Raw genomic sequence first — 21513 nt, forward strand, 5'->3', positions numbered from 1 at the left:
GTGTCACTCCGAGGCTTCATGCCAGGTATCGTCATGGTCGGCGAGCAGGCGTGTCGCCTGATCAGGGCCGTAAGAACCCGCACTGTAGGTCTGCATGGGCACCTTGTCATGTTTCCATGCATCAAGGACCGGTTCTGCCCAGCGCCATGCAGCCTCGACCTCGTCGCGGCGGATGAAGAGCACCGGATCGCCTCGAACGGCATCAAGCAGGAGACGCTCATAGGAATCCGGGAACGGCATGCCGCCTTCCATGCGGATGGAAGCGTCGAGATCCGCAGGATGAAGGTTAAATACGTCAAGGGCAGGGTTCTTGACGTTCAACCGCAGTTCCACACCCTCATTGGGCTGAATACGCAGAACAAGTCTGTTGCTGGCGGGCGTAGCCCCAAACATTGTGGTTGCTGCGGGGCGGAAGGTCACGACAATCTCGCTGACCTTGCGGCCGGAGCGTTTGGCTGTGCGGATATAGAAGGGCACATCCTTCCAGCGTGGCGTATCCACCCAGGCGCGGATGGCGGCGTAGGTTTCGGTAGAGCTCGGCTTGCCAAGTTCTTCCAGATAACCCGGAACGTTTTCGCCATCGACGACGCCTGCCGTGTACTGGGCGCGCACGGTCTCAGTCGCTGCGGAAGTTTCCGTGATAGGACGCAGGGCGTTCAGAACGGCAAGCTTGGCATTGCGAACAGCATCGGCTTCCAGAGAATCCGGAGCTTCCATGGCCACCAGACACAGAACCTGAAGCAGATGGTTCTGGATCATGTCCCGAAGTGCGCCGGACGTATCGTAATAGGCCGCACGACCTTCCACACCGACGGTTTCAGCTGCCGTGATCTGTACGCTCTCAATATGCTCTGACGACCACGCTGCGTTCATCAGCGGATTGGCAAAACGCAGAGCGAGAACATTCTGGACCGTCTCTTTGCCGAGATAGTGATCGATACGGTAGATCTGTTTTTCCGGAAAATACTGACCAACCCCATCATTGATGGCGGTCGCGGTGGCCATGTCCGTTCCGATCGGCTTTTCAAGCACGACACGGGACTTGGGTGTGATCAGCCCATAACGGTGCAGGTTTTCGCAGATGCTGCCATAAAGCTGTGGCGCGGTTGCGAAATAATAGACCCGCACACGGTCAGGATCCGTTTTGGCAAGCTGGGCCTTCAGGACATCCCACTGAGCGCTTTCGCGGCTGCTGTCCAACGTCACATAGTCGAGACGCGCCAGAAAGCGCTCCACCAGTCCGGGACTCAGGATATCCGAAGGAAGAAAGCGCTCAAGCGCTTCACGAGCCCGCGCAACATAGGCCTCCCGGTCCAGTTCCGTACGGGCGGCTCCAATGATGCAGGCATCGTCTGGAATCTGTCCTATTCGGAGACGGTTGTAGAGCGCGGGCAGCAGCTTGCGCATCGTGAGATCGCCAGTGGCGCCGAAGATGACATAGTCGAAGGGCTCGACCTGCTGGAAATGTTCCATGGAAGACTCTCTGACCTCTCGAACCCGCAGACCGGGAAAAAAGGGTTAGGGTTCAGGCCCTTTCAGGCACCGTCTAGTTCCCTGTCAGAAGCCTTCCTGTCAAGGGACTGGCCCTGCACGACATCGGGAGAAAAGTTTCGTCATGCTCACGCGTTCATGAAACGTGCACATAATTCCGTTGACCGTCCCGCCCTCATCACGATAAGCCGCGCGGCGGATGCTGTGTTAAGCAGCGTCGGCGAAACATAGCCCAGACGATATAAGGAAACCGGACATGGATGCAGAAAGCAAAAGCGAAGGCGCTGCCACAGGCGGGATCGCTGCAGACCGTCTGCGCTCCATCATCGAGCGTGTTGAGCGTCTGGAAGAAGAGCGCAAGGCTCTGGCCGGGGACATCAAGGACATTTTCTCTGAAGCCAAATCTGCCGGTTTTGACGTAAAAGTCATCAAGCAGATTATCCGTCTGCGCAAGCAGGAGCCGGCCGAGGTTGAAGAGCAGGAAACGCTGCTTGATATCTACCGTCGTGCCCTTGGCATGTAATTCCGGTCTCCGGAAACCCGAACGCGCCATCTTCAGACTGGACCAGGCCTCCTTATGATGTCTGATTTTTCATGGCTGCCAGGCTGGGCCTTCGGGTGCCTGGCCGTGGTCGCCGCCCTGTTTGCGATGGCGCTGCTCTGCATGCCCTTCGCCGTCTTTGGGACCAAACCCCGCTTACAGGATCTGGAGTTCCAGATTGCGGAACTGCGGGCGGAATTGCGGGCGCTTAACATGCGTCTGGCCGTTTCGACGCGTTCTGAAAATGTTGTGGGGGATCGGGGCGGGCAGGTTGCGTCAGCAGCTCAGAAGCGCACGGACCCCGTATCAGAAACGCGTGTGGTGCAGCCGCTCATGACCCAGGCGGACGAGGATTATCTGATGCCGGCGCGGGCTCTTCGCCCTGATCTACCGTCCTATGAGGACGGTCCGGGGCAGGGGGACCCTGAAACACTGCCGCGCCGTGGAAGCGCGTCTGTATCAGGAGGCGCGCGAACGGAAATGCCGAGTGCCTCAGAGCGCGCCTGGGCCCGTGCGCCATGGGAGCAGGATACTGCGGACGCTGGGCGAGAGCCTCTTGCACGTGGGATGGAGCGGAAGCAGCCGGCTCGGACGGTTGCCGATGATGAGGCTTACCGCTCCCGTTCAGAGCCCAAGTTGCGCTGGCCTCCCAGAGGCTAAAGTAAGATGGGCAGGGAAACGATCAATTCTCAGGGATAATCGAGCGCCAGATCATCCCGATGGATCAGGGCGTCCCGCCCGCGATATCCCAGAAGCTGTTCCATTTCTCCGGAACGATGGCCAATCAGCTTCTGGCTTTCTTCCGAATCATAAGCGATCAGGCCTCGTCCGATAACATTGCTGTCAGTTCCGCGGATGACGACCAGATCGCCACGCCCGAACGTACCCTCCAGTGCGGTCACACCTGCGGGCAGGAGGGATGCACCATCCTGAAGGGCTCGATGGGCGCCGGCATCGATGGTCAGCATCCCTCTGGGTTGAAGGCTGCCGCCAATCCAGCGTTTGCGGGCTGATCCGGCATCCGTCTGGGCCAGAAACCAGGTGCACAGACCGTCATTCTGCAGCTGGCGAAGTGGATGATATTCCTGTCCGGCCGCGATCACCATATTGGCACCTGCGCGTGTCGCTATCCGAGCGGCCAGAAGTTTCGTACGCATACCACCTGACGAATATCCAGGTGGTGGTTCGCCTCCCATGGCCATGATCTCATCCGTCATCTGTTCGACAACGGGAATGTGGCGTGCAAACGGGTTCTGCCGCGGATCTGCTGTGTACAGCCCGTCGATATCAGAGAGCAGCACCAGACAGTCGGCGCCCGTCATCTGGGCTACGCGGGCCCCCAGCCGGTCATTATCGCCGAAGCGGATTTCGCCAGTTGCGATGGCATCATTTTCGTTAATGACGGGAACACAGCCCAGATCGAGTAACGTCTGGAGTGTAGCGCGCGCGTTAAGGTGGCGCTCACGGTTTTCGGTATCGTCTGGTGTGAGGAGAAGCTGGGCTGCAATCAGGTCGTGATCTGCGAGTGCTGCGCTCCAGCCCTGCGCAAGCCCGATCTGACCGACGCTGGCCATAGCCTGCTTCTCATCCAAGCGCAGCCGGCGAGACGTCAGGCCAAGGCGATGCCGCGCCAAAGATATTGCGCCAGAGGACACAACAATGACTTCTGCGCCCCGTTTGCGTAGGTCGGCAATATCTGCACAGACGCTTTGCAGCCACTCCTGACGCAGTGTCGCATTGCTGGAATCGACCAGAAGTGCGCTTCCGATCTTGATGACGATCCGGCGGGCCTGCGCCAGATGAGGAGCAGAGGCCGGAGCGATCATCCCTGCCGATCCTTTTTGGCAGCCGTCACGCGATCCTGAAGCAGACGAAGCAGCTCAGGCAGACCCTCCTGTGTCGCGCCGGACAGCATCAGGACTTCAGCACCAGACGCTTTTGCCAGAGCACGCTTTTTGGCGGAGCGTTGCGTAGGTGTCAGGGAGTCGCATTTGTTCAGAACGATGATCTCGGGCTTGGCGGCGAGTTCGGGATCATAGGCCTGAAGTTCTTTTCGGATCAGGCGCCAGTGCTTCACAACCTGGCTTTCCGTGCCGTCGATCAGATGCAGCAGTGTCGCGCAACGTTCCACATGCCCCAGAAAGCGGTCTCCCAGACCGGCACCTTCGCTGGCACCTTCGATCAGCCCGGGAATATCGGCGATTACGAATTCTTCCGTATTGTTCAGACGCACCACGCCAAGCTGCGGATGCAGGGTCGTGAACGGATAATCCGCAATCTTGGGACGGGCACGGGATGCGACGGACAGAAGTGTGGATTTGCCAGCATTCGGAAGGCCAACGAGACCGATATCGGCAATCAGCTTAAGACGAAGCCATACCCAGCGCTCTTCGCCCGGCCATCCTTTGTCGGCCCGGCGAGGTGCGCGGTTGGTGCTGCTCTTGAAATGGGTATTGCCAAGACCGCCGTCTCCACCACGACATAGGAGGACTTCCTTGCCCTCTGTGTCGAGATCGGCCAGCAGGGTCTCGCGATCTTCGTCGAAAATCTGGGTGCCGATCGGGACATTGATGGTGACGGTGGACGATGCCGCGCCGGTCCGGTTTGAGCCCGCGCCATTACCACCCTTACGGGCCTTGAAATGCTGCGTGTAGCGGAAATCGATCAGCGTGTTCAGGCCGGGGACAGCACGAAATACAATGTCGCCGCCACGGCCACCATCACCACCATCCGGACCGCCATATTCAATGTATTTCTCGCGCCGAAATGCGATCACGCCGTCCCCACCGTCACCGGAACGCACATAGATCTTGGCCTGGTCGAGAAACTTCATCGTATTGTCCGAAAGAATAAGGTGAGGGGCGCTTTATACGCAAAAAGGCCGGTCCCGAACAGGACCGGCCCCTTCCGCTCGCGCTGGAAACGCGGGCTGCTTATTCAGCAGCTTCCGGCAGTGCCACGGAAACGTGGACGCGGCCTTCTGCGCGGCGCTGGAACTTCACATGACCGTCCGTCAGAGCGAACAGTGTGTGGTCGCGGCCGATACCGACATTGGCGCCAGCCTTCATCTTCGTGCCGCGCTGACGGACGATGATGTTGCCTGCGATGACGCTTTCGCCACCGAACTTCTTCACACCCAGACGACGACCTGCACTGTCGCGTCCGTTACGGCTTGAGCCGCCTGCCTTTTTTTGTGCCATGGCTGTTTGTCCTTACCTAAAGTGTCGGGCCAATCAGGCCGCGTTGATCGCGTTGATGCGCAGGACGGTTACCGGCTGGCGATGACCGTTCTTGCGGCGGCTGTTCTGACGACGACGCTTCTTGAAGATGATCACCTTCGGCAGACGATCCTGAGCGACAACGGTTGCCGTCACGGTTGCGCCAGCGACCAGCGGCGCGCCGACGGTCACGGTGCCTTCGCCGCCAACCATCAGGACGTCGGTGAAGGTGATGGTGCTGCCGGCTTCAGCTTCGAGCTTCTCGACCTTGAGGATGCTCTCGGGAGCAACGCGATACTGCTTACCGCCGGTGCGGATGACTGCGTACATTCTGGAAACTCTCTCTGTTCCGATCTCGTGGCCGCTTCTGCCGGGTTGTCCCGATCTGGCGCGACCCAGTCGCTTTTTGTCGTTGGCTCCATGCTTTCCAACAGGAATGGTCACATGGAACAGCCGCGGTCGATACAGATATGAGGCCTTACAGTCAATCAGAAACGAGCGAAAAAGCTCTTCCCAAGCATCTTTCTCTCAGGAAGGGGCTCCAGCCCCCTTGCAATGTTTGTTAAACCCCGCCATAAGCCCCTCCGTCGATCAGGTTCAGCGCAAAAGCAGAGCCGTACGGAGAGGTGCCAGAGTGGTCGATCGGGGCGGTCTCGAAAACCGTTGTGCCTTCGCGGGTACCGTGGGTTCGAATCCCACCCTCTCCGCCATCTGACCTTAAAGCTATCCAGAAAATCCTTAGCCTTGTCCTGAGTTAAGCAGGCGGCTGTTTTTCTCGCCTCGGAATGGCTTGCTTGCGTCAAGGAAGTCTTCGTTCGTTCGCATTGTGTAGGCGATAACGACGAGGTAGGTGATTGCCCGTGTTAGTTCGAGACGGGTCACCAGATCTGTTTCCTGAGCATCAAGGGCACGAAGGCGCCTTACGGCTGCTTCAGCAATCCGAGCGGCCTTGTCATGCCGTCGGGTTGATTCTTCAACATAATGGAGGACGAGCAGGATCGGGCGCCGCGCGCTTTCGGGTAAATATTCCCGGTCAAGAAGTGCGCGGAGGCGAATAACGTTCAGCCCGAGTGTCAGGGTCGCCAGTGTACCAAGGATACAGGCCTCGATGAGTGGGGCCGGGGTGGGACCTGCGTGGCGGATCAGGCGGGCAAAGCGATCTGTATTGCGTCCGATCCAGACGCTGATGCGCGGCGTGAAGCTTGGATGTGCTAGGCGCTGTAGCTCTCCCAGCATGATGCGACGCAGACGGAAGCGCTCGGCGTCACTGCTGAAGGGCAACACGCTTCGAAAGACGATAACGCTGACAGCCACAGCGAGAACTGTCGCCATGTTTCCATTGTAAAATGCGACTTCGTTCATGACGTGGTGGTTCTCGAGCCCCAGCATTGCCGGAAGCAGAAGACCATAAGCTGCGGAGCCGCCTGCTGTTGACGGGTTACCCTTGGCGAGGCCCCCCAGAAACATTGCTGGTCCAAGGAACAGGGCCAGCGTCTCGAAAGTTGTGACCTTTGGCATGAGCACAAAAACCAGAATCCATGCCATGAAATAGGCTGCTACCGCGCCCTTGAGGAACTCTGTCGTGCCGAGTACGGGGTTTTCCTTGGTTGCGAACAGACCGCAGACCAGTGTGGTAATGGCGATAAATCCGAGCCCGTTCGGCCACGCGGTGACTTCATAGATGTAGGCTGTGATCAAAACCGCGCAGGCGCCACGCAGGCCATTATGTACGGCTTCACGGGTGTCACGGTGGGTTTCAAGCTGGAAATGGAAATGATCGCCCTTAATGCGATGTGTGCTGGCCTCGTATTCCTTGATGGCCTGTTCCAGATCCCCCAGAAGTTCTCCCAGGGAGACGAACAGGACGCGTTCATCCAGTCGATCTTCCTGCATTTTCTGACCCTCATCTGTCGGGTCAAATGGTTCATGGCCAGGAATGGGTTCGAGATCGGGGCGGATATCGGTTTCACGGTGCGGTGCTGCATAGAGGCGGCAAACATCGCGAAAATGCTGAAGGTCGGCGAGAAGGGCAGGGACGGCATTCTGGTCAGGAAGGCGCTGCGGGAACTGCTTCAGAAAAGAAAGGATCTCATCGGCTGTTCTGGTGAAGGCCGGATGGTCGTGGTTGAGGACCTGAAGGCGCATGGCCATGCCGAAGCCGCGAGACAGGAGCGCAGAAACCGCCGCGAGAGCCGCTCGTGCGTGGTCACCTTCGTGGCCGTGTGGTCCCATTTCGACTTCAGCAAATTCAATCTGATCATTGATTGTCAGAATCGTGCCGAACTGGCGGCGCGCAGCATTGAGGGCGCCGCGCTCTTCTCCTAGCAGGCTGCATAATGTGGTTGTGACGAGAACCAGGGCCGATTCAAGTTTCTGTCGAAGCTGGGCGCGGGCATGTCTTTCCTGACTTGTCGCGAAAATGAGACCCATGAGCGCTTCGCACAGCACGCCAAGTACAATGTAAGTGCCCCGTGACATCGCGACCATGAAGACATTGTCGGGATTGGAAGCTGCACCCATACAGATGATCGAACAGGTATATCCTGCAAGAACAAGGGCATAGGAGCGGAAGTTGCTGACGAATGTCGCAAATCCGCTGCACAGGCCGATCCACAGGGCAATCATGGGGAAAAACATCCATGGAGCCTGAGGAGCCGCTGCCATGATGGTAATAGCGGCGATTGCGCCACTGACAGTGCCGACAATACGCCATTTTGCCTTGGACTGACTTTCGCCCCGGCTGGTCTGGGCGACCGCCCAGACTGTCATGGCAGCCCATGCGGGGTCATCCAGTTCCATCCAGAACGCAATACCAACTGCGAGACATGCTGCAATCGTATTACGCAGGGCGAACGTGACGGACGAGGGGCTGGGTGCGTACAGCCACGAAAGAAAAGGACGCGCGCGCGGCCGCAAAGGTGCAGGCCGTGTGGTCGTATTATCCGGAGTCGGTTGTCCCGAGGATATGGTGCTGCCACTCATTGCGTGAGTTTCTTAGCCCTAACAGCATTATCCGGCGAGAGCGGAAATTGCCATTCTGAGATCGGTTACAAATTTTGTATATTCGCGTGTCTTCGACTCCTCATCAGGAAGGCGGAGCAGATAAGACGGATGTACGGTTACCAGACCGATACTTCCATCTTCCATGGGAATATGCCTTGAACGCTCACGCGACACTGTCACCTGACGTCCCAGAACAGCGCTGGCCCCTGTAACGCCCAGCATCACGGTGACTTTCGGTGCCAAAATCTTGCGCTCTGCCGCCAGCCACGGAGCACAGGCCGTTATTTCGCCTGTGTTGGGTTTCTGATGGATACGGCGGCTTCCTTTCGCCACAAACTTGAAATGTTTGACGGCATTGGTGATCCACGCTTCTGCTCTGTTCCCTCCAGCTTCCTTCAGTGCGCGATCGAACAGTTGGCCGGCCGGTCCTACGAACGGCCGCCCTTGAAGATCCTCATGATCGCCAGGCTGCTCTCCGACAAACATGACCCGGGCGTCTGGATTGCCTTCTCCTGAGACGGTCCGTGTCGCAGGGCCGCAGAGATCGCACATCTGGCAATCAACGGCTTTGCCGCGAAGGCTGGGGAGTGACGGGGAGGAGGCAATATCATCAATGCCTGGATGTAGTCGCAGGGGAGCAATTCCATCCCACCATGCATTGCCTGCACCCGCCGTTGCGATGCTGCGTGCCGCTATGATGATTCCCGCCGGATCAGAGACATCTTTGTCCAGCCCCGGTCCGAAGCGGTATTCCTTTCCGTTCCAGCACAGCGTGCGATCAGGAGCAGTCACAACCCACGGAGAAGGTCTTAGATTTGCGAGCGCGCTCGCCTGATTGTCGATCAACGCCGCAGTATGGGATGTACGGACGATCTGCCAGTCCTGGTTTCCAGCGTCCGGCATCTGGCAACGAAGGTCGAGTGCCCGGTTCCGACTCTGCGCGGCCAGTGTCTTCAGTTCGTCTGTGAGTTCTTCTGGCACTGCCGCCCCATCACGCAAGGTCTGAAGTGTCAGATAAAGCAGATGAAACCGCTCGGGAGCTTCAGATACAAAAACAGCTGGAAAAAGCGTGGCCAGAGAGCGGGGAATACTGGTTGTTGAGGGGGCAGATGGAAGGACTCGTGTTGCAGATGACGCATAGAGTGTTGCCGGAGGCTCTATAATCCACCGTATTGAATCGGCAGGTATTCTGTCATGAAGCAGTTTTCGCGACCATGCGCGCCAGCCGGAAAAATCACTTGTCGTTGAGAGCACAACAGTTTGGTGGTTCATGTTACCTTCCCAGTTACCGGCCTCAGAACTGAATACTCCGGCAATCCCGCTTACCTTTTTTTGTTTGCGGGTTATTTTGATATGATGATAATCATGAGTCGGCAAAGGCATACGCTAAATATTTCCATGCCGCATTTACCTGACCCTTTACAGGCGTTATGGAACTGAAAAAAACCATTCGAGCAGAGGGGTGAAATATCATGTCCGAAAACACTTCCAATACAGGTCTTCTGGAGCTCACCGCCCAGATCGTTGCTGCTCAGGCGTCGCGCGGTACACTCGAGGCAGAAGCACTGCCTTCCCTGATCCGTCAGGTGTATGACGCATTGGTCAAAGCCGGAGTTCCTGAGGAAGAGCCGCAGGCAGAACGTCCTCAGCCGGCAGTACCCATCAAGCGCTCCGTTTTTCCCGACTACATTATCTGTCTCGAAGACGGCAAAAAGCTGAAAATGCTCAAGCGTCACCTCCAGAGCGCTTATGACATGACGCCGGAACAGTATCGTGAACGGTGGGGCCTTCCGTCAGACTATCCGCTGGTCGCGCCCAACTATGCACAGCGCCGTTCAGCTCTGGCTCGTGAGATCGGTCTTGGCCGGAAGATCAGCGCGGCAGCGGGCGAGGGTAAAAAGGAAAGCGCTCGCGGGCGTCGGACCAAGAAGGAAGATTGAGCGACATCAACTGACCATCCTCCTCAGACCACATAGACGGGAGCAGATCGATCAACGCTGAACTGAATGCCTTTCTGGCGGGTCAGATGAAGCACCGGCAACTGGTGCTATGGAGGATCGGTGCTCTCGTCGCCTTTTTCAGTGCGGTGGTCATTTCGCTTGCGGGTCACCGTAGTTCCGTTAGTGCGCTCGCCAGCCATAAACCGCATATCGTTCGTCTCGCCATCACCGGCATCGTCCAGAATGACGTTACGCAGACCGTACGCGCCCTGAAACAGGCTCAGAGCGCGCCGGACGTTACAGGTCTGCTGCTTGTAGTGGACAGTCCCGGTGGGGGCGTTACCGGAGGTGAAAGGCTGCACGAAGCGGTCAAGCGCTTTGCGTCAGTCAAACCCGTCGCCGTCTCGATGGGAGATATGGGAGCGTCAGCGGCCTACATGCTTTCCGTACCCGCTCAGCATATCGTGGCTTTGCCGTCCACACTGACGGGGTCAATCGGCGTGATCCTTCAGCGTCCGGATGTTTCAGTCGGCCTCGGACGTTTGGGAATCGGCATAGCTGCCATCACATCTGGTGCAATGAAGGATCAGACCGATCTAACCAGTACACTGACGCCGGAAGGTCGCCAGATGCTTCAGGGGCTGGTGAATGACCTGTTTGGTCAGTTCGTTTCCATGGTCGCGGAGGGCCGTCATCTGAGCGAAGAAAAAGTCCGCTCTTTGGCTGATGGCCGTGCTTATACCGGGCGGCAGGCCATAGCACTCGGGCTGGTGGATGAACTTGGTGATGAAGACGCTGCCCGAATCTGGCTCAGAAAGCAGCTGAAAATCGGTAATGCGCCATATCCGGTTTTACCTCTGCTCTCCAGTCGCACTCGCTACTGGTATGAGTGGTCTGGAAAAAAAGCGCTTCTGAAGGGCTTGCTTGGGGGAACTTTCTCCAGTTTGATCGATCGCGAAGGCCTTGACGGAGCCGTTGCGATTTTGCAACTTTGATAACCTGTTTCAGAAGGCGGAGTCAGGTGGAACAACTGTCATGACCCGATCCGAACTCATCGCGGAACTGGCGGCCGCATATCCGCATCTTCTTACTCGTGACATAGAGCGCATCGTCCATGCCGTGTTCGACGAGATCGGTGCAGCGCTCGCTCGTGGCGATCGTGTGGAGCTGCGGGGTTTTGGAGCTTTTCTTCCTCGTGAGAGAGCGGCCAGAACGGGGCGCAATCCGCGCACAGGGGACGTCGTGCCGGTTGAGGAAAAAAGTGTTCCGTTTTTCAAGGTTGGCAAGGAGCTCAGGGAGCGCGTCAACCAGCGACTGTCTTCCAAAAAGCGAGACGACTGAACAAGCTGTGTTCAGGCCGCATCAGGAACGACAAAGAACGCTGCGCGCGGCAGCCAGGACTGGTTCTGGATACCGCTTCCACGGTACTATAAACGCATGAAGCCTGTTCCATATTTTCTGGTTGTGTGTGCCTGGACCATTGGTCTGTGCCTGACGGGGTATTCCGTTCTGGTATCGCCCGCAGCTCTGGCTCACGGGCAGCTGTCCTCTCAATCAAAGAAACCATCTTATCACGGCGCAAGATCGGGTTCGGTGCAGGCGAAGATCTGTTATCGCATGGCGTCCGGGGTCATTGTGCTGGAGCAGATGCCCAACAGCGCGCGGCGTTTGGGGCGGGGAAGTGGGTTTGCCCCGATCGGGGAAGCGGTATTCCGCTCCAGCAATCGGCTCCATGCCTGTCCCGCGGCACATGGCCGCAGAGGCTAGGAGGCAATTTTGCCTCCTAGCTAGATCCTAATCGTGTCCCTTGAGATTACTGATTTCGGAGAGCAGGAAGTCACGGAAAACTGCAATCCGCTTGGAAGTCCGGAGTTCCTCGGGATAGACGAAATAGGCTTCCACCAGTGGCACCTGCTGATTGGGCAGGATCCGCACAAGCCCTGGATAGCCTGTAGCAGCATAAAGGGGCAGGGACCCGATTCCCGTACCAGCTGCAATCGCATTTGCCACAGCAGAAATATTATTGATTGCCAGACGACGGCTCCCCTGTCGGGCAACGCCCTCCTGACGCAACAGGTCAAGCAGCCAGTTCACGTTCGGTAGTGGCAGATGCCAGCCGGCGAAGCTTATAATCTGGTGATTGGCAAGGTCTTCCAGAGATTGCGGCGTGCCATGTTGCTCAAGATATTCGGCGCTGGCATAGATCGGCATCGGGAAGTTTGCGAGATGACGCTGAACCAGATCAGGCTGTGTAGGGGGATGAAGTCTGATCGCAACGTCCGCTTCGCGCATGCCGAGATCCAGATCCGCATCTTCGAGCAGAAGCGTGACTTCAATATCGGGATGCAGTTCCAGAAACCGGTTCAGACGCGGAGAAAGCCACGACAGACCGAACCCGGTTGTCGTCGTAATCTTGATTTTCCCGGCTGCCCGCTCCTTGCTTTCGCTCAGAAACGCCTGAGTCAGGGCCAGTTTTGAAAACACTTCCCGGACCGTGCGGTTCAAAACATCGCCCTGTTCCGTCAGGATCAGCCCGCGCGCATGCCGATGGAAAAGCGGCACACGCAGAACGTCTTCAAGCGCGGAGATCTGGCGCGAGACTGCCGATTGGCTTAACCCCAGCCGGTCACCGGCGTGGGTGAAGGACCCGGCTTCTGCCACGGCATGAAAAATCCGCAGCTTGTCCCAGTCCATCTGGTTTTCTCCCCGTTCGCCGATGCGACGGTCCTCGTCCTTCTTAACCATATGTCCCGGCGTTATCCGTCAAGATATGTCGTTGAATGGACGAAACTGTCTGAACCACAGGCAAGGGTCAAGTTTTTGTCATAGCAGGTATGCCAGAAAGATATCGTTCGGCCTCCAGAGCTGCCATGCAGCCTGTTCCGGCTGCCGTCACGGCCTGCCGGAAAATGCGATCCTGAATGTCGCCGGCGGCGAACACGCCCTTGACTGAAGTCTCCGTCCCAGCGCTCTCCGTCAGGATGTATCCATCTTCATCGCAGGCGACTTCATGACGGAATGGGCCAGCATTCGGCGTATGTCCGATGGCCACAAAAACACCATCCACATCCAGTTTCGACAAAGCGCCTGTCTGAGTGTCCCGCAGCGCTACACCACAAACAACTTCCGGCTCTCCGGCCCCCAGAACTTCCTCGACCGCCTGATTCCAGTGAACCTTGATCTTCGGATTGGAAAACAGGCGTTCCTGCAGAATACGCTCGGCCCGCAGGCTGTCCCTGCGATGGATCAGATGAACTTTGTCCGCGTGATGCGTCAGATACAGTGCTTCTTCGACAGCCGTATTGCCACCGCCAATCACGGCAACGGTTTTGCCGCGATAGAAGAAGCCGTCACACGTTGCACAGGCCGAGACCCCACCACGCTGAAGACGCTTTTCCGATTCGAGGCCCAGCCATTTGGCTTGGGCACCGGTTGCGATCACGACTGTCCGTGCCCGGAATTCGTCTCCCGAGTCTCCAGTCAGTCGGAAATATCCATCCGGTCCCGGACCGCTTTTCAGGTCTGCCTGGGTAATCAGATCGTACACCAGACGTGTGCCGACATGTTCAGCCTGAGCGCGCATCTGTTCCATGAGCCAGGGGCCCTGCACAGGAGTCGCAAAGCCAGGATAGTTCTCAACATCCGTCGTGATGGTGAGCTGGCCTCCGGGCTGCATTCCTGTCACAAGAATTGGCTTGAGACTTGCGCGAGCTGCGTAGATTGCAGCGGTGTAGCCAGCGGGGCCGGCGCCAACGACCAGCAGATCCGTATGATGGATTTCGGGCATGATGGGTCCTCAGTGGGTATCTGGTCCCCTCATATAAAGACTTCCGACGCATGTGCCATCTTTGCGGATCATGTCAGCTGCCATATACGTCAGATTGAAATGAACGCTCCTTCGCACCCCGCACCGATCGAACTGGATGCCATTGACCGGCAGATCATCGCCGAACTCCAGGCTGATGGACGCATGACCAATGTGGAATTGGCCCGTCGCACCGGCATTTCCGCACCTCCCTGTCTGCGACGTGTCCGGCGGCTTGAGGAACTTGGAATCATCAAAGGCTATCATGCCGAGGTGGATGCCGCGCTGCTTGGCTGGTCTCTGAATTTTTATGCCCTGATCGGCCTTGAGAGCCAGAAGGGGAGTGTCCTTGAGGCGTTTGAGGCGCAGGTAGGCGCATGGCCCGAAACGCGCGAGTGTCACATGATCCGGGGTGGTGGTGACTTTCTTGTGCGTCTTGTCGCCCGCGATGCCGCCCATCAGAATGCCCTGACGCGCCTGCTGACCGACAGTCCGCATGTCGTCCGCGTCCAGACCCTTCAGACCATTCATACAAGCCGTGATCTTGCCGGCGTGCCAATCTGACGACTGATCTCATGAGCTCCTCCCGGTTGTTGCCTCTTCCGGCCGAACTGAGCGTCATCGTCCCATGTTATAATGAGGTCTCCAACGTGGAGCCGATGGTCGCGGCGTTGGATAAAGCGCTTGCAGGCCGGAAATGGGAGGTCATTTTCGTTGATGACAGTTCCCCCGACGGGACCGCTGCCGAGGTATCCCGTCTTGCGTGTCTGGACCCCCGGGTCCGTGTGCTGTGCCGGGTTGGCCGCCGTGGCCTGTCTTCCGCAGTGATCGAAGGTATCCTGTCCTCCAGCGCACCCTATGTTGCAGTTATGGACGGCGACCTTCAGCACGATGAATCCGTTCTGCGGACAATGCTTGCCGAATTGCAGAATGGTGCTGAAATCGTCGTGGCGAGCCGGCATATAGAGGGTGGAGACAGCGCCGGACTGGCGGGGCACTGGCGGCACATGCTGTCCGATGCGGGTATCAGGGCCGCGCAGGCCATTATGCCGCATCCGCTAAGCGATCCGATGAGCGGCTTTTTTGCCATGCGACGGGATCTTTTTGATGCGTTACTCCCGCGGCTGTCTGGAACCGGATTCAAGATTCTGCTTGATCTGGTGATGTCCGCACCACGGTCTGTCCGTATCGTCGAAGTGCCGTTTGTTTTCAGGCCGCGACTGGCAGGTGAGAGCAAGCTTGACGTTGTTGTCATGCTCCAGTTCGCAACCATGCTACTCGACAAGCTGGCGCATGGCTGGCTGCCGACACGCTTCATGGCCTTTGCCCTGGTGGGACTGATTGGGGTGGCCGTCAATGTGGCCGTTCTCAATCTGGCCGGAGCCTGTGGGCTGAGCTTCTCGTGGGCCCAGCTGGCTGGAACGGCTGTCGCTATTCTGACGAATTTTCTGCTCAACAACCGCTTCACCTATCACGACCGCCGCCTGAAAGGGGCGAAGCTCTGGCGCGGGTTGATGATCTTCATTGCAGTCTGTTCCCTCGGGGCCGTCGCCAATATTGGAATTGCCCGCATGATGCTCGACAGTGCTGGCCATGGGCACTGGGACCGCTCGTCTGCCGCAGGGGCCGTCATAGGCGTTGTCTGGAATTATGCCGTCTCCTCCACGCTTGTCTGGCGCTGAGCCTGTGGCTGAAACCACGAGACAAATCCTGATTTTCTGGGGGCTTCTTGCAGGACTGACGATCATCCGTCTGGCTCTGGCCGCCAGTGTTCCGCTCACGCCGGACGAAGCCTATTACTGGGTCTGGTCCCGCAATCTACAGCCTGGCTATCTGGACCATCCGTTCATGGTGGCGCTGTGGATTCGTGCCGGAACATGGCTTGCCGGCGATACACCATTAGGTGTGCGTTTCCTTGGTCCACTGTCGGTTCTGCCGGGAAGCTGGGCACTCTATCAGGCTGCACGCCGGATGTTGCCGACCCGTTCATGGCCTCAATCGGGACTGAATGCCGCGCTTTTGCTGAATGCGACTCTCATGCTGGGGCTGGGTGCAGCCACCATGACGCCGGACACGCCGCTTCTTTTTTTCGTCACGCTGTTTCTTTACACCCTAAGCCGCGCGATCGACTCTGATCTGACCTCACGCGAGGCCCTCCCGTGGTGGATCGGCTCAGGGGCGCTGCTGGGGTTGGCTTTTGATTCAAAATATACTGCCGTTCTGATCGGTTTCGGACTGGGCGGCGCAGTCCTCACCACGGACCGTCTGAGACGACAGTCCGGCCCCTGGCTCGCAATTCCAGGACTATTCATAGCGATGTCGCCGGTTATCCTGTGGAACGCCAGTCATCACTGGGCCAGTTTTCTCAGACAGGGCGGTCGGACAGGAGACTGGCATCCGGCACGGGCTGTTCAGTTCATGGGCGAGTTGCTGGGTGGTCAGATCGGACTGGCCACGCCTCTTATTTTCATCCTGTTCGCGGCAGGACTCTGGGCCTGCGTGAAGAGCAACCGGCTTCTGGCATGGCTGGCTCTGGTCCCGGCGATCGTATTTGTTACCCATGCCTTTGGTGATCGGGTGCAACCCAACTGGCCCGCCGTGATTTATCCCGTCTTCGCCCTGGTGGCTCTTGAGACAGGCTGGCGCGTCCGCTGGCCTGTGGTTAGCGGCTTTGCCCTGACGCTCATTGTCTGTATTCAGGCTATATTCTCGCCTCTGCATCTCGTGCCCCATCGTGACCCGGTGCTGCGTCTGACCGGAGGCTGGGAAACATTTTCACGGCAACTCGCTTTGAAGGCCAGGGCAGAGGGGGCAACAGCTCTGGCTGTGGAAGATTATGCTCTGGCCGCCCGGCTGGCATTTACGCAGAAAATCCTGCCCGTTATCGGAACAGATCCCCGCTGGTCTCTGTTCCGTCTTCACGCTGCATCTTCACAAAAAGCGATGGTTGTCGAAGAGCAGCGGCATGGTGCATTTTCCGGAAATACCGATATTTTGTGTCGGGAAGTTCGGGATCAGGCCGTCCGCTGCTACGTCTTCGGCATCCGAGAATCTGTTACGGGTGTGCAGCTGCCGGACCGTTCTTAAACCTCTCCTTAACAATGTGCCTGCCATACTGGGAACACTCAGGAGGCGGGATGTCCAACCAGAACGGCAAAGAAGCTCGAAAGATCATCATCAAGCGGTTTGATGTTGTTGAAGGTGGTCATCACGGCGGGGCCTGGAAAATCGCTTACGCCGATTTTGTAACGGCCATGATGGCGTTCTTTCTGGTCATGTGGCTCATCAATGCCACGACGGAAGAGCAGCGTAAGGGTATCGCCAATTTTTTCAATCCGATGGCTGTCTGGAAGGATATGCCTCCGCCGGTGGACAACGTCCTCCCAGCTGCGCCGGAACCAGTGTCTCTGGAGACAAAAGCTGTCGCCCTGAAACCTGGGAAAGATCAGTACGGAAAACCGTCTCAGGGGGCCGCGCGCTCTCAGCAGGCGAAGGACCAGAGCCCTTCCAGTGTTCATACGGCGCAGATCGTTGTTCTGCATGACAGCCAGATTCAACCCGGTGAGCCCCCTGTCACGCCTGCCACCGAGAAAGCCGAGCAGGAAGCCAGAGCTGCTGCGGCTCAAAAAATCCAGGCTCTTATCAGCAATACGCCCGAACTGGCGGATGTCCATTCTCAGGTCTCGGTTACGGTCGGCGATGACGGATTGCATGTCCAGATCGCAGATTCCGAGCATCAGCCGATGTTTGCCATGGGGCAGTCTTCGCCCAATCCGCATGCGATCCAGTTGATCAGGGCAGTCGTGCCCTATCTCGAAAAACTGCACGGCAAACTGTCCATTGCCGGATATACCGACGCCGCCCCCTATCGCCCCGGACAACTGAGCAACTGGAGCCTGTCGAGCGCACGCGCGGTTGCCGTGCGGGATCTCGTTGTTCAGAGCGGCTTTCCGGATGGGCGCCTGAAGTCCGTCAGCGGATATGCAGACCGGAATCTCTTCGATCCCACTCAGCCTCTCGATCCCCGGAACCGTCGCATCGTTCTGGTGCTGTCGCCCGATATTTCTCAATAAATTCAAGTCAGTCAGGAAATTTTCGGATGTTCATCATTATCGGTCTGGTTGTTGTTCTGGGCTGTGTCTTCGGATCGTTCGTGGCATCCGGCGGGGCCATTGGGCCTCTTGTCTCTTCAATGCCCTTCGAGCTTCTCACTATTTTGGGCGCGGCGGTGGGCACCTTTCTGATGGCCAATTCCATGGCCGCCGTGAAGCATCTTCCCGGAGGGCTTAAGAAGGCCATGAAAGGCTCGCAGTATGCCCGCTCAGATTATGTCGACCTGCTGAGCCTGCTCTTTCACATCGCGAAGCTGGCCTCTTCCAAGGGCTTCATGGCACTTGAATCTCATATTGAGGACCCGCAAGGCAGCACGGTTTTCGGGGCTTTTCCAAAAATCCGTGATAATTCGCATGTTTGCTCATTCATCTGCGACTATTTGCGTATGGCGGGTATGAACGCGACTGACCCCTATCAGATGGACGAAGTGATGGGGAACGAACTCAAGAAAAATATGCGCGAGGAAATGCATCTCCCTCACGCCCTACAGTCCATTTCCGATGCATTGCCCGCTCTGGGGATCGTGGCTGCGGTTCTGGGTGTGATCAAGACGATGGCATCTATCAGCAAGCCTCCCATTATTCTGGGTGAAATGATTGCTGGTGCTCTGGTCGGCACATTCCTAGGTATTCTTCTTGCTTACGGAATTGTGGCTCCAATCGCCAGCAGGCTGGGAGGGGTCGTTGAGGAAGAGTCCTCTTATCTCGATCTGGTTCGCTCCGTGATCGTAGCGCATCTTCAGGGGAATGCCCCTCAGGTCAGCGTCGAGATTGGTCGCAAGAGCATTCCTTCTGATCTGATGCCAAGCTTTCAGGAAGTCGAGGAAGCGGTCAGCGCAGCTGCTGTGGCTTGATTGGCCGAGTGTCTTTACGATGCCGATATTGTCGGTATCGTAAAGGCTTTCCATGTTTCCTGTTCTTGCGAGAGCATTGTGCCTATCCCTCTCTATCCTGCCGCTGGCAGCCTATGGAGGTACACTCTCTCTTCCGTCTCCTGTTGAACTGAGCCAGACGGACGGTGCCAAGGCGCTGGGCTGGGTGAGGGCACAGAACGCCCATACCGAAGCAGCGCTCACTTCTGATCCCCGCTATACGCCTCTCTATCAGAAAATCCTGAAAGCTCAGCAGTCTCCGGCACGTCTTGCGGTTCCTACACAGCAGGGTGGAGAGATCTGGAATTTCTGGCAGGACGAAGTCCATGTCCGCGGAATCTGGCGCAGTTCCTCGGTAACATCCTTCAATTCCGGCCATCCGGTATGGCAGACACGTTTCGATCTCGATGCGCTGGCCCGTACCGAGCATGCCAACTGGGTCATGGAAGGTCTGGACTGTCTCAGTCCACAGGATCGCTTTTGCCTCATGTCCCTGTCTCAGGCGGGAGAAGACGCGCATGTGGTCCGGGAATACGACACGCAGACAAACTCTTTCGTAAAAGACGGGTTTGCTCTGCCATCAGGAAAACAGACTGCCATCTGGGTTGATGCCAACACCCTGCTGGTTTCGCGCGACTGGGGAACAGACGATGCTGGACTGACCCACTCAGGCTATCCCTATTCGGTCCGGCTTTTGCGTCGTGGGCATCCTTTGGCTCAGGCTGTTGAAATCTATCGCGGACAGACCACGGATATGGATGTCTCTCCAGAATGTCTGCGCGATGAAAAAGGAGAGCAGCTTTTTCTCATCAGTCGCCATCGGGATTTCTTTCATACGGAACTCAGTCTCTTCAATCCTGAAACGCGGCAACTGACCCGCCTGCCTCTGCCGGAAAAATATGACAGCCTGTCCTATATGGATGGCCAACTGGTGCTGCATCTTCTGCAGGACTGGGCTCTGCCGGGGCAGACATTTCATGCGGACAGCATTGTCGCGCTGGACCTGAAAAATCCTGCCGCTCCTCAGCTTGTCCTGTCTCCTACGTCCCGTCAGACCATTGGGGATGGTATGGGGGAGGCTCTGGCCGTGACCCGGGACGGTCTCGTGGTTGTCCTGTATGATAACGTCCAGCCGGTTCTGAAACTTTTTCGCCATGCTGAGAACGGTTCATGGACCTCGCGTTCCATTTCACTCCCAAAGAACATGGCAGCAGAAATTGTCTCGTCAGATCCGAAGCTTGCTCAGGCATATCTTCAGCTTGAAGGGTTTATTCAGCCGCCACAGCTCTGGAGCCTGAATACGGCGGAGCAGACTGCCCGGCCCCTGTATCGTCAGCCGGATTTATTCGATGCGTCCAATATGGTCGTGGAGCAGATGTCGGCCAGCAGTTCGGATGGTACGGCCATTCCCTATTTCATCGTTCATGCCAGAAACTGGCAGAAGAATGGCGCCCGCCCGACGTTGATGACGGCCTATGGCGGCTTCGGTCTGTCCTATCTGCCCGTCTATCATCCGGATCTGGGTATTACATGGTTTGATCGTGGTGGGGTTTACGTGATGGCCAACATCCGCGGAGGCGGAGAGTTTGGCCCGGCATGGCACGAAGTTGCCCGTCGGGAGGGGCGGCAGAAAGCCTATGACGATTTTGCAGCTGTCGCCCGGGACGTGATAGGGCGCCATATCACGTCCCCACAGCATCTGGGGCTGCGGGGGAGGTCTAATGGGGGGCTTCTGGCTGGTGTTGAGTTCACCCAGCACCCCGAGCTGTGGAACGCTGCCATCATCGGAGTGCCGCTTCTGGATATGATGAATTACGAGCAGATGGCGGCAGGAGCATCCTGGGCTGCTGAGTATGGCAGTATCTCGGAGCCGGGACCGCGCGCATTCTGGGAGAAGATGTCGCCTTTGCAGAGCCTGAAAGCAGGCGTGTCGTATCCGGAGCCATTTATTTTCACGTCAACACGTGACGATCGCGTCGGCCCGATTCACGCGCGCCGCTTCGCTGCCCGGCTCGAAACCCTGAAACTTCCTTTCCTGTATTATGAGGATGTGGAAGGTGGCCACGCTGGCACGGTCAATGCGGCGGAGGTCGCGCATGAGCGGGCTCTGGAAGCCATCTATCTCAGCCATCGACTGATGGATACGCAGTAAGCTGCACCGTCCCCCTGTCCGCAGATGGCGGGCAGGGGAGTCAGCAGGAATGCAGGCACAAAAAAAGCCGCGATCCCGAGGGACGCGGCTTTTTTTCCGTTCGGAGGACGGGAAAGCTTAGAAGCCTTCACGCTCCAGACGCTTACGCTCCATCTTGCGGGCGCGACGAACAGCTTCAGCTGCTTCGCGGGCGCGCTTTTCGGAGGGCTTTTCGAAGTGGCGACGCAGCTTCATTTCACGAAACACGCCTTCGCGCTGCATCTTCTTCTTGAGCGCCTTAAGCGCCTGGTCAACATTGTTGTCACGAACGAGAACCTGCACGGTGCCGTCAACTCCTTATGGGCCCGCTCTTCAGCGCCACCCGTGATATGGCAATCCA

22 protein-coding genes and 1 tRNA gene are annotated in these 21513 nt (G+C 57.5%); 13 read left to right on the forward strand and 10 right to left on the reverse strand.

Annotation, left to right across the window (positions count from 1 at the left end; all coding sequences use genetic code 11):
- Positions 1-3: 3 nt before the first annotated feature.
- On the reverse strand, positions 4-1473 hold the full coding sequence (zwf, locus tag JK202_RS02090) for a glucose-6-phosphate dehydrogenase (protein ID WP_211557581.1): 1470 nt from the start codon (positions 1471-1473) through the stop codon (positions 4-6).
- 274 nt (positions 1474-1747) lie between these two features.
- Here zwf and JK202_RS02095 point away from each other — a divergent pair, with 274 nt between their 5' ends.
- Entirely contained in the window at positions 1748-2014 is a 267-nt protein-coding gene (locus JK202_RS02095) for a DUF2312 domain-containing protein (RefSeq protein ID WP_062510070.1), read from the forward strand.
- Positions 2015-2068: 54 nt separating this feature from the next.
- A complete protein-coding gene (locus tag JK202_RS02100; protein WP_211557582.1) occupies positions 2069-2692 on the forward strand; it encodes a hypothetical protein in 624 nt (207 codons plus the stop codon).
- A gap of 29 nt (positions 2693-2721) precedes the next feature.
- Here the strand turns inward: JK202_RS02100 and proB are convergent, their stop codons facing one another.
- The 4 genes from proB to rplU form a co-directional block, all read right to left on the reverse strand.
- Positions 2722-3858 carry a glutamate 5-kinase gene (gene proB, locus JK202_RS02105; RefSeq protein ID WP_211557583.1) on the reverse strand — a complete coding sequence of 379 codons (1137 nt, stop codon included), beginning with the start codon at positions 3856-3858 and terminating at the stop codon, positions 2722-2724.
- A complete protein-coding gene (gene obgE / locus JK202_RS02110) occupies positions 3855-4865 on the reverse strand; it encodes a GTPase ObgE (RefSeq protein ID WP_211557584.1) in 1011 nt (336 codons plus the stop codon). The genes proB and obgE overlap by 4 nt, the downstream gene beginning before the upstream one ends.
- Positions 4866-4965: 100 nt before the next feature.
- Positions 4966-5232 carry a 50S ribosomal protein L27 gene (gene rpmA / locus JK202_RS02115; protein ID WP_062494730.1) on the reverse strand — a complete coding sequence of 89 codons (267 nt, stop codon included), beginning with the start codon at positions 5230-5232 and terminating at the stop codon, positions 4966-4968.
- A gap of 33 nt (positions 5233-5265) precedes the next feature.
- Positions 5266-5580 (reverse strand): 50S ribosomal protein L21, encoded by a 315-nt coding sequence (gene rplU, locus JK202_RS02120; protein ID WP_062494728.1) that lies wholly within the window; start codon positions 5578-5580, stop codon positions 5266-5268.
- A 290-nt stretch (positions 5581-5870) separates the two neighbouring features.
- Between rplU and JK202_RS02125 the strand changes: the two genes are divergently transcribed.
- Positions 5871-5960 (forward strand) — tRNA-Ser (locus JK202_RS02125).
- A 28-nt stretch (positions 5961-5988) separates the two neighbouring features.
- Here the strand turns inward: JK202_RS02125 and JK202_RS02130 are convergent.
- Together JK202_RS02130 and JK202_RS16370 are read right to left on the reverse strand one after the other, a co-directional pair.
- On the reverse strand, positions 5989-8232 hold the full coding sequence (locus tag JK202_RS02130) for an FUSC family protein (RefSeq protein WP_211557585.1): 2244 nt from the start codon (positions 8230-8232) through the stop codon (positions 5989-5991).
- Between the two features lie 27 nt (positions 8233-8259).
- A complete protein-coding gene (locus tag JK202_RS16370) occupies positions 8260-9525 on the reverse strand; it encodes a UdgX family uracil-DNA binding protein (RefSeq protein ID WP_211557594.1) in 1266 nt (421 codons plus the stop codon).
- A gap of 200 nt (positions 9526-9725) precedes the next feature.
- On the opposite strand from JK202_RS16370, the gene JK202_RS02140 reads away from it, so the two are divergent.
- The 4 genes from JK202_RS02140 to JK202_RS02155 all read left to right on the forward strand — a co-directional run bounded on the left by JK202_RS02140 (position 9726) and on the right by JK202_RS02155 (position 11960).
- Positions 9726-10193: a MucR family transcriptional regulator gene (locus tag JK202_RS02140; RefSeq protein ID WP_211557595.1), complete on the forward strand. Its 468-nt coding sequence runs from the start codon at positions 9726-9728 to the stop codon at positions 10191-10193.
- 86 nt (positions 10194-10279) lie between these two features.
- Complete coding sequence (sppA, locus tag JK202_RS02145) at positions 10280-11188, forward strand: signal peptide peptidase SppA (protein WP_211557597.1); 909 nt, start codon at positions 10280-10282, stop codon at positions 11186-11188.
- 40 nt (positions 11189-11228) lie between these two features.
- Positions 11229-11534 (forward strand): integration host factor subunit beta, encoded by a 306-nt coding sequence (locus JK202_RS02150; RefSeq protein ID WP_211557599.1) that lies wholly within the window; start codon positions 11229-11231, stop codon positions 11532-11534.
- A 96-nt stretch (positions 11535-11630) separates the two neighbouring features.
- Entirely contained in the window at positions 11631-11960 is a 330-nt protein-coding gene (locus JK202_RS02155; protein WP_211558737.1) for a hypothetical protein, read from the forward strand.
- A gap of 27 nt (positions 11961-11987) precedes the next feature.
- On the opposite strand, the gene JK202_RS02160 is transcribed toward JK202_RS02155, so the two are convergent.
- Together JK202_RS02160 and trxB are read right to left on the reverse strand one after the other, a co-directional pair.
- Positions 11988-12887 carry a LysR family transcriptional regulator gene (locus JK202_RS02160; protein ID WP_211558668.1) on the reverse strand — a complete coding sequence of 300 codons (900 nt, stop codon included), beginning with the start codon at positions 12885-12887 and terminating at the stop codon, positions 11988-11990.
- A gap of 118 nt (positions 12888-13005) precedes the next feature.
- Entirely contained in the window at positions 13006-13980 is a 975-nt protein-coding gene (gene trxB, locus JK202_RS02165; protein ID WP_211557601.1) for a thioredoxin-disulfide reductase, read from the reverse strand.
- A gap of 99 nt (positions 13981-14079) precedes the next feature.
- On the opposite strand from trxB, the gene JK202_RS02170 reads away from it, so the two are divergent.
- From JK202_RS02170 to JK202_RS02195, 6 genes are read left to right on the forward strand one after another with little or no spacing between them, the layout of a single operon-like run.
- The gene (locus JK202_RS02170; RefSeq protein WP_211557603.1) at positions 14080-14562 is read left to right on the forward strand and encodes an Lrp/AsnC family transcriptional regulator; all 483 of its coding nucleotides are present in this window, start codon (positions 14080-14082) and stop codon (positions 14560-14562) included.
- Positions 14563-14573: 11 nt separating this feature from the next.
- Positions 14574-15680 (forward strand): glycosyltransferase family 2 protein, encoded by a 1107-nt coding sequence (locus JK202_RS02175; protein ID WP_211557605.1) that lies wholly within the window; start codon positions 14574-14576, stop codon positions 15678-15680.
- Positions 15681-15684: 4 nt separating this feature from the next.
- The gene (locus tag JK202_RS02180; RefSeq protein ID WP_349291812.1) at positions 15685-17085 is read left to right on the forward strand and encodes a glycosyltransferase family 39 protein; all 1401 of its coding nucleotides are present in this window, start codon (positions 15685-15687) and stop codon (positions 17083-17085) included.
- A 50-nt stretch (positions 17086-17135) separates the two neighbouring features.
- Positions 17136-18071 carry a flagellar motor protein MotB gene (locus JK202_RS02185; protein WP_211557611.1) on the forward strand — a complete coding sequence of 312 codons (936 nt, stop codon included), beginning with the start codon at positions 17136-17138 and terminating at the stop codon, positions 18069-18071.
- A 26-nt stretch (positions 18072-18097) separates the two neighbouring features.
- On the forward strand, positions 18098-18964 hold the full coding sequence (motA, locus tag JK202_RS02190) for a flagellar motor stator protein MotA (protein WP_211557612.1): 867 nt from the start codon (positions 18098-18100) through the stop codon (positions 18962-18964).
- A gap of 52 nt (positions 18965-19016) precedes the next feature.
- A complete protein-coding gene (locus JK202_RS02195; protein WP_211557613.1) occupies positions 19017-21134 on the forward strand; it encodes a prolyl oligopeptidase family protein in 2118 nt (705 codons plus the stop codon).
- Between the two features lie 117 nt (positions 21135-21251).
- Here JK202_RS02195 and rpsU read toward each other — a convergent pair whose 3' ends face one another.
- Positions 21252-21455, reverse strand: a complete 204-nt coding sequence (gene rpsU, locus JK202_RS02200) for a 30S ribosomal protein S21 (RefSeq protein ID WP_011251722.1) — start codon at positions 21453-21455, stop codon at positions 21252-21254.
- Positions 21456-21513 lie beyond the last annotated feature (58 nt).

It is taken from the genome of Gluconobacter sp. Dm-62 (assembly GCF_018256155.1).
Classification (GTDB): Bacteria; Pseudomonadota; Alphaproteobacteria; order Acetobacterales; family Acetobacteraceae; genus Gluconobacter.

Bases quoted from the DNA above. Each gene is read 5' to 3' on its own strand.
- rpmA (WP_062494730.1), bottom strand. From the start codon at position 5,232: ATGGCACAAAAAAAGGCAGGCGGCTCAAGCCGTAACGGACGCGACAGT.
- JK202_RS02175 (WP_211557605.1), top strand. From the start codon at position 14,574: ATGAGCTCCTCCCGGTTGTTGCCTCTTCCGGCCGAACTGAGCGTCATC.
- JK202_RS02195 (WP_211557613.1), top strand. From the start codon at position 19,017: ATGTTTCCTGTTCTTGCGAGAGCATTGTGCCTATCCCTCTCTATCCTG.
- JK202_RS02185 (WP_211557611.1), top strand. From the start codon at position 17,136: ATGTCCAACCAGAACGGCAAAGAAGCTCGAAAGATCATCATCAAGCGG.
- obgE (WP_211557584.1), bottom strand. From the start codon at position 4,865: ATGAAGTTTCTCGACCAGGCCAAGATCTATGTGCGTTCCGGTGACGGT.
- JK202_RS02130 (WP_211557585.1), bottom strand. From the start codon at position 8,232: ATGAGTGGCAGCACCATATCCTCGGGACAACCGACTCCGGATAATACG.
- motA (WP_211557612.1), top strand. From the start codon at position 18,098: ATGTTCATCATTATCGGTCTGGTTGTTGTTCTGGGCTGTGTCTTCGGA.
- JK202_RS02150 (WP_211557599.1), top strand. From the start codon at position 11,229: ATGACCCGATCCGAACTCATCGCGGAACTGGCGGCCGCATATCCGCAT.
- JK202_RS02095 (WP_062510070.1), top strand. From the start codon at position 1,748: ATGGATGCAGAAAGCAAAAGCGAAGGCGCTGCCACAGGCGGGATCGCT.
- zwf (WP_211557581.1), bottom strand. From the start codon at position 1,473: ATGGAACATTTCCAGCAGGTCGAGCCCTTCGACTATGTCATCTTCGGC.
- trxB (WP_211557601.1), bottom strand. From the start codon at position 13,980: ATGCCCGAAATCCATCATACGGATCTGCTGGTCGTTGGCGCCGGCCCC.
- JK202_RS02160 (WP_211558668.1), bottom strand. From the start codon at position 12,887: ATGGACTGGGACAAGCTGCGGATTTTTCATGCCGTGGCAGAAGCCGGG.
- JK202_RS02170 (WP_211557603.1), top strand. From the start codon at position 14,080: ATGAACGCTCCTTCGCACCCCGCACCGATCGAACTGGATGCCATTGAC.
- rplU (WP_062494728.1), bottom strand. From the start codon at position 5,580: ATGTACGCAGTCATCCGCACCGGCGGTAAGCAGTATCGCGTTGCTCCC.
- sppA (WP_211557597.1), top strand. From the start codon at position 10,280: ATGAAGCACCGGCAACTGGTGCTATGGAGGATCGGTGCTCTCGTCGCC.
- JK202_RS02155 (WP_211558737.1), top strand. From the start codon at position 11,631: ATGAAGCCTGTTCCATATTTTCTGGTTGTGTGTGCCTGGACCATTGGT.
- JK202_RS16370 (WP_211557594.1), bottom strand. From the start codon at position 9,525: ATGAACCACCAAACTGTTGTGCTCTCAACGACAAGTGATTTTTCCGGC.
- proB (WP_211557583.1), bottom strand. From the start codon at position 3,858: ATGATCGCTCCGGCCTCTGCTCCTCATCTGGCGCAGGCCCGCCGGATC.
- JK202_RS02140 (WP_211557595.1), top strand. From the start codon at position 9,726: ATGTCCGAAAACACTTCCAATACAGGTCTTCTGGAGCTCACCGCCCAG.
- JK202_RS02100 (WP_211557582.1), top strand. From the start codon at position 2,069: ATGATGTCTGATTTTTCATGGCTGCCAGGCTGGGCCTTCGGGTGCCTG.